This is a genomic window from Chitinophaga deserti, assembly GCF_003149455.1.
Lineage (GTDB): Bacteria > Bacteroidota > Bacteroidia > Chitinophagales > Chitinophagaceae > Chitinophaga > Chitinophaga deserti.
Genome location: NZ_QFFK01000008.1, coordinates 371,643 through 377,787 on the forward strand (window position 1 = coordinate 371,643; position 6,145 = coordinate 377,787).

The 6,145-nt window shown below is 54.4% G+C and carries 4 protein-coding genes; all 4 read right to left on the reverse strand.

Annotated features, from left to right (window positions below; all coding sequences use genetic code 11):
- Nucleotides 1-28: 28 nt before the first annotated feature.
- The 4 genes from DEV76_RS19725 to thrA are packed head-to-tail and all read right to left on the reverse strand — an operon-like array spanning nt 29 to nt 5,603.
- Complete coding sequence (locus tag DEV76_RS19725; protein ID WP_198652135.1) at nt 29-844, reverse strand: tetratricopeptide repeat protein; 816 nt, start codon at nt 842-844, stop codon at nt 29-31.
- A 24-nt stretch (nt 845-868) separates the two neighbouring features.
- Nucleotides 869-2,203, reverse strand: coding sequence for a threonine synthase (gene thrC, locus DEV76_RS19730; RefSeq protein WP_109699641.1), 1,335 nt, complete (start codon nt 2,201-2,203; stop codon nt 869-871).
- Complete coding sequence (locus tag DEV76_RS19735; RefSeq protein WP_109699642.1) at nt 2,190-3,152, reverse strand: homoserine kinase; 963 nt, start codon at nt 3,150-3,152, stop codon at nt 2,190-2,192. Before DEV76_RS19735 ends, thrC begins: the two co-directional genes overlap by 14 nt.
- Before the next feature lie 9 nt (nt 3,153-3,161).
- Nucleotides 3,162-5,603, reverse strand: a complete 2,442-nt coding sequence (thrA, locus tag DEV76_RS19740; protein WP_109699643.1) for a bifunctional aspartate kinase/homoserine dehydrogenase I — start codon at nt 5,601-5,603, stop codon at nt 3,162-3,164.
- Nucleotides 5,604-6,145 lie beyond the last annotated feature (542 nt).

Consider the following 6,145-nt stretch of genomic DNA (forward strand, 5'->3'; position numbering starts at 1 on the left):
GCGTTACGAGTTTTCAACGGGTACAATACTACATTTTTTTAGCGGAATCGAGCAAATGCTGCGCTTCAGGGAAGTTTTTCCGGAAGGATAGTGCTTTGGTGAGATCGTCCAGCCCGGCATCTTTATTCCCGAGCTGCAGCAGGGCTTTACCCCTGCGGTAAAAGGCATCTGCACTGGTAGGGTCTGCTTTGGCTGCCATGTTGTAAGATACCATGGCCTCGCGCCAGTTGCCTGCATTGGCCAGCTGGTTGCCCAGCCCGAGGTAGGCGGGGGCATAGGCAGGATCGCGGCGGATAGCTTCCTGGTACTGTTTCCTTGCTGCAGCCGGGTTCTTTTCCCTGTCAAGGCTTTCGCCGGCAAGGTAAGCGGCTTCTGCGGAAAGGGAATCTATCCGTGCGGCAAGACTGTAATAGCCCGCTGCTTCCTGATGCTTATTGCGTGCGGCGAAGATGTCGCCCGTGATCATTACGGCTTCGTATTCGCTGGAATCCTTCCGCATCTGAATCGCTGCAGTAAGGTGCTCTATGGTTTTGAGAGTATCACCCTGCCGCAGGGCCAGCAGTCCGCGGATGTAATGGGCCTGCGGTATCTGGCCCGGCATGCCTGCGAGGATGGCGGCCTGGCTGTCGGCCGCAGCGTATTCTTTGTGTTCGATCAGCGCATTAGCGAGCCAGGTACGCAGCTCGGTGTTTCCGGGTTGTATGGCCAGGTCGGTCCGCATATTCTGAATGGCAAAGGCAAGGGAATCGGCTTCGGGCGCCGGTGACTGCTGACGGGTTTCGGCAGACTGGCCGCAGGCACACAGCAGCACCGGCAGCGCCCAGTATAAAAGGCGGGTGTTCATCGCCCAAACATACATAAAACCTTCCTATTTCACATGCTCTGCCACAGGGGTATGATTACCGGCTGTTTGCAGCAGCCAGTCGCGCATTTTACCATAATCGGCTTCCATCAGCACCGCTTCTTTCTGCAGTCCGTCCAGTATCATCACCCGCTCCGGTGCATCGATCGCGTCGCGCAAACTGGCGGGCATGGTATTGGCGAACTTAACAGGGTGCGCGGTTTCCAGGAAGATGCCGGTGTATTCCGGATGTTTCTTCATGTATTCCTTCAGCCCAAGATAACCTACTGCCCCATGAGGGTCCATCAGGTAACGGCGGCGTGCATACACATCTTCCATGGCTGCCACGGTTTGGGCATCGGTGAAGCGGTATGCGGAAAGACTCGCTTTCAGCGCACGGTCGTTCTGCGCAAAGAGCTGCTGGATACGCACAAAATTGCTGGGGTCTGCCACATCCATCGCATTGGAAAGTGTTGCCACTGCAGGCTGTGGTTCGTACCTGCCGTTTTCCATAAAGCGGGGAACTGTATCGTTCACATTGGTGGAAGCGATGAAGTGCTGGATGGGCAGGCCCATGGCGGCAGCCATCATACCTGCGCAGATGTTACCGAAGTTGCCGCTGGGGACTGATATCACAACATCTTTTTTCCACTGCTTCACTTTACGGCATGCCATGAAGTAATAAAACATCTGCGGCAGCCAGCGGGCTACGTTGATGGAGTTGGCGGAAGTGAGGGGGCGGCGTGCCTGCAGCTCTTCATCGAGGAAAGCCATTTTCACAAGGCGCTGGCAATCGTCGAACGTACCTTTTATTTCCAGTGCGCGGATGTTGCGGCCGAGGGTAGTGAGTTGCTTCTCCTGGAGGTCGCTCACTTTACCGGAAGGGTAGAGGATCACTACTTCCACACCGGGCACATCGTAGAATCCGCTGGCTACAGCACCGCCGGTATCGCCGGAGGTGGCTACTAATACGGTAACGGGCTTCTCTTCATCTTTCCGGAAATATCCCAGGCAGCCCGCCATGAACCGTGCACCCACGTCTTTAAAAGCAAGGGTGGGGCCATGGAAAAGTTCCAGCGCATACACCTGCTCTTCCACTTCACGGAGGGGGAAGGGGAAGGTGAGTGTTTCCCGGATGATCTGGGTAAGCGCCTGTACGGGTATATCGTTGCCCACGAAGGGCTGTATCACTTTGCGGGCGATGTATTGCGGATCGTATTCATCGAGCCTTTCGATAAAATCCTTTTCCAGCTTCGGGATTTCCACAGGGAAATAAAGCCCCTTGTCGGGTGCCAGGCCGCGGATAACGGCTTCCCGGAAAGATACGCGGTGCTGGTTGTTCTGTAGACTATAGTATTGCATGTTGGGGCGATTTAATGGCTTTTACACCGGTGGAACTGATGCGGGATACGTGTATGTGGTAGTCGACGCCGAGCGGGGCATAGATGGTTTCCATCATGGCCGCCACGGTGCGGGCGTTGGCTTCGCCTTTGCTGAGCATGAAAACGGAAGGACCGCTGCCGGAAATGCCGCCACCCAGAGCGCCTGCTTCGCGGCAGCGCAGCTTCAGGTCGTGAAACGCTGGTATGAGGATGGAGCGGATGGGTTCCACGATCACATCTTCCAGCGCACGGGCAATAAGGTCGTAGTCTTCGCGGTACAGCCCGGCTACAAGGGCGCCTACGTTGCCCCACTGCCGAATGGCATCTTTCAGCATTACCTGCTGCTTCAGTATCTCACGGGCATCTGCCGTACGTACTTCTATCTGCGGGTGGATCACGGTTACCCAGAGGTCTGCCGGCGTGTGCAGGGCAATCACATCCAGCGGCTGGTAGCTGCGTACGAGCGTGAAGCCGCCAAGGATGGCCGGGGCCACGTTGTCGGCATGCGGTGTGCCGCAGGCCAGGCGCTCGCCTTCCATCGCAAAGCGGATGAGGGCGTCGGAAGAGAAGTGGTTGTTGAGAAGCATATTGCCTCCCACCACTGCGCCTGCCGCGCTGGCTGCGCTGGAGCCAATACCGCTGCCGGGATGTATGTTCTTGCGGATTGCGATCTCCATACCTGTTTCCGGCTTTCCGTATTCTGCCAGTAACGCCTGCAGGGCTACACCCGCCACGTTCTGCGATGCTTCCAGCGGCAGTTTGGCGCCTTCGATGGAAGTGATGCGCACACCGGGTGTGTCAGACAGCCGGATGTCCATTTCATCGCCGGTGCTTTCCAGCGCCAGCCCGATCACGTCGAACCCGCAGGCTACGTTGGCTACGGTGGCCGGGGCAAATACTGTTACGGATGGCTTGTTTTCCTGGTTCATATCTTTTGTTTAACGTACGGTTCTGATAATGTCTGCAAATATGCCGGATGCAGTTACGTCTGCCCCGGCGCCGGCGCCCTTCACGATCAGCGGCTGTGCGGCATAACGGTGGGTGGTAAAGAGCACGATATTGTCTTTCCCTTCCAGCTGGTAAAACGGGTGGGCGGGGCCTACCGACTGTAACCCAACTGAAGCTTTCCCCTGATGATAGCGGGCCACGAACTTGAGGCGCTCGCCTTTATCTGCAGCGTTTTTCAACAGCTGCCCGAAATGCGCGGCGTTTACATCCAGCTGTTCAAAGAAGGCGGGTACATCAGGAGCGTCAAGGCATGCAGCGGGGAGGAAGGAATGATTGTCGATATCATCCATTTCCAATACGGCGCCACTTTCGCGGGCGAGGATGAGGATCTTTCTCATCACATCTTTCCCGCTGAGGTCGATGCGCGGATCCGGCTCAGTGTACCCTTCATCCTGCGCAGCTTTTACCACCTGGCGAAAGCTGGCGCCGTTCACGAAGTTGTTGAACACGAAGTTGAGACTGCCGCTCAGCACCGCTTCAATGGTTTGTACTTTGTCGCCGCTGCGCACGAGGTCGTTCAGGGTATTGATAACCGGGAGGCCTGCGCCTACATTGGTTTCGAACAGGAACGATGCGTTGTATTTACGGGCGAGGTCTTTCAGTTTTTTATACGCAGCATACTCCGACGAGCAGGCGATCTTGTTACAGGTCACAACCGATATACCATGTTGCAGGAAGTTAGGGTAAAGTGCTGCGACAGCCTCGCTGGCGGTGTTGTCTACAAAAACGCTGTTGCGCAGGTTTATTTCAGGAATCCTTGCGGCAAAGGCTTCGAGGTTCATTGCTTCACCTTCTTCCAGTTTCGCTTTCCAGTTATCGAGATTAATACCGCTTTCGGAGAAGTGCATCTTCCTGCTGTTGGCAAGGGCGATGATGCGTACCTGCACGCCCAGCTCGTTGCGCAGGTAAGATTCCTGCTGCTGGAGCTGTTCCAGTAATTTACCACCCACGTTACCGGTACCGGCCACGAAGATGTTGAGCTGCCGGGTGTCTGACTCAAAGAATACCTCATGGATAACGTTAAGTGCCTTGCGGAGGTCGTTTTTATTGATAACGGCGGAGATGTTCTTTTCAGTAGAGCCCTGCGCGATAGCTCTTACGTTGATGGCGTTACGGCCCAGTGCACCGAAAAGTTTACCGCTCATGCCGTGGTGGTTCTTCATGTTATCGCCCACGGCCGCTACGATGCAGAGGTCTTTTTCTACGATGAGCGGTTCAATGCGCTTGTCGTGGATTTCCTGTGCAAACTCACTGTCTACCGCTGCTTTGGCTTTGAGCATATCTTTTTCAAGGATGCCCACGGTGATGGAGTGCTCACTGGAGCTCTGGGTGATGAGGATCACGTTCACTCTTTGTTGCAGCAATGCATCAAACAGGCGGCGGGAGAAGCCGGGGATGCCTACCATGCCGCTGCCTTCCAGTGTTAGCAGGGCGATGCCTTTGATACCGGAGATGCCGGTAACGGGATAGGGCTTTTCGCCATTGTCCTGTATAAGGGTGCCGCCTGCTTCCGGTTCAAAAGTGTTTTTGATCAGGATGGGGATGCGGCGGTTCATTACCGGCTGTATGGTAGGCGGGTAAATCACTTTAGCGCCGAAGTGCGACAGCTCCATGGCTTCTTCGTAAGAGATGCGCGGAATGGCGATGGCCTGCGGTACAATGCGCGGGTCGGCAGTCATCATCCCGCTTACATCGGTCCATATTTCCAGTACGCTGGCATCCATGGCTGCGGCAATGATGGCGGCGGTATAGTCGGAGCCGCCCCGGCCGAGGGTAGTGGTGTCTTTATCCGCAGTAGAGGCGATGAAACCGGGGAATACCACTAGTTCGGCCTGCTGCTGGTGAAAGAAGCTGGTGATATTATGATCGGTAGCCTCGAAGTTAACGAGGGCGTGGCCGAACTGGGTGTCGGTAAGAATGAGCTCACGGCTGTCTTTCCACGCCGCGTTCTGACCGTTATGGCGCAGCTTTTCCGCTACCAGAAAGGAGGAGAGGAGTTCACCGTAGCTCATGACTTTATCGAGGCAGCGGTTGGAGAGCTCACCTACCTGGAAGATCCCATCACAGAGAGCTTCCAGCTGGTTGAGTTGTTTCTTCACCTGGCTGAGGAGGCTGCTTTGCGCGGTAATGGGGAAGAGGTTGCGGACGGTGTCGAGATGGCGTTGTTCTATTTCACGGAGTACTTCGCGGTATTGTTCGTTGCCTTCCGCGGCGAGCTGGCCGCAACGGATGAGCTTATCTGTGGTGCCACTCATGGCGGAAATAACGATGGCCATTACGCCTTTGCGCTTATAACGGGCAAGGATGTCGCAAACCTGGCTGATAGCTTGGGCGCTGCCTACGGAGGTGCCGCCGAATTTTAAAACCTGCATGTTGAAAGTAGATGAATGTGGAAACGGAAGGGGAGCTTCCCCGCTTGCTGGGTACCGGTAGAGCCCGGTCGTTGGACGATATGTAAAATTAACCCCGGGATGGGGTTGTGATGGTTGTGGTTGTGGTTGTAATAATAGTGCCCGCCGCTCCGGTGGAGATGGAAGCTTTACGGATAATATGTGAGTTGATTAAATGCACTATCGTTTTATGACGTTGATAAGACAAAGGTTATTAATTCTGCCGAGAAATACAAACGTTTTGGTCAGAATTCGAAAAATTCTAACAGATGATGGGCTGTTGAAATACGCTTTGTTATTGCAATAATTAGTGTGGTGGCTGGTTGCATGGGTAATGACAAAACGATGACATAGTGTAACTTCAATATGCCTGAAGCGTTATTGCGCTATTACAGAAGGTGTCTTATTTCAAAATTGGCTTTACAGTTTAGGGATTTAATAACGTTTAAATTAAATTTCCTTTATGAAGAAGACGCAGGGCAGAAAAAGCCAATATTCAGATTCAGAGCGCATAGCGATAGCCC

Coding starts and splice junctions, on each gene's coding strand:
- DEV76_RS19725 (WP_198652135.1), bottom strand. CDS start 844: ATGAACACCCGCCTTTTATACTGGGCGCTGCCGGTGCTGCTGTGTGCC.
- thrA (WP_109699643.1), bottom strand. CDS start 5,603: ATGCAGGTTTTAAAATTCGGCGGCACCTCCGTAGGCAGCGCCCAAGCT.
- thrC (WP_109699641.1), bottom strand. CDS start 2,203: ATGCAATACTATAGTCTACAGAACAACCAGCACCGCGTATCTTTCCGG.
- DEV76_RS19735 (WP_109699642.1), bottom strand. CDS start 3,152: ATGAACCAGGAAAACAAGCCATCCGTAACAGTATTTGCCCCGGCCACC.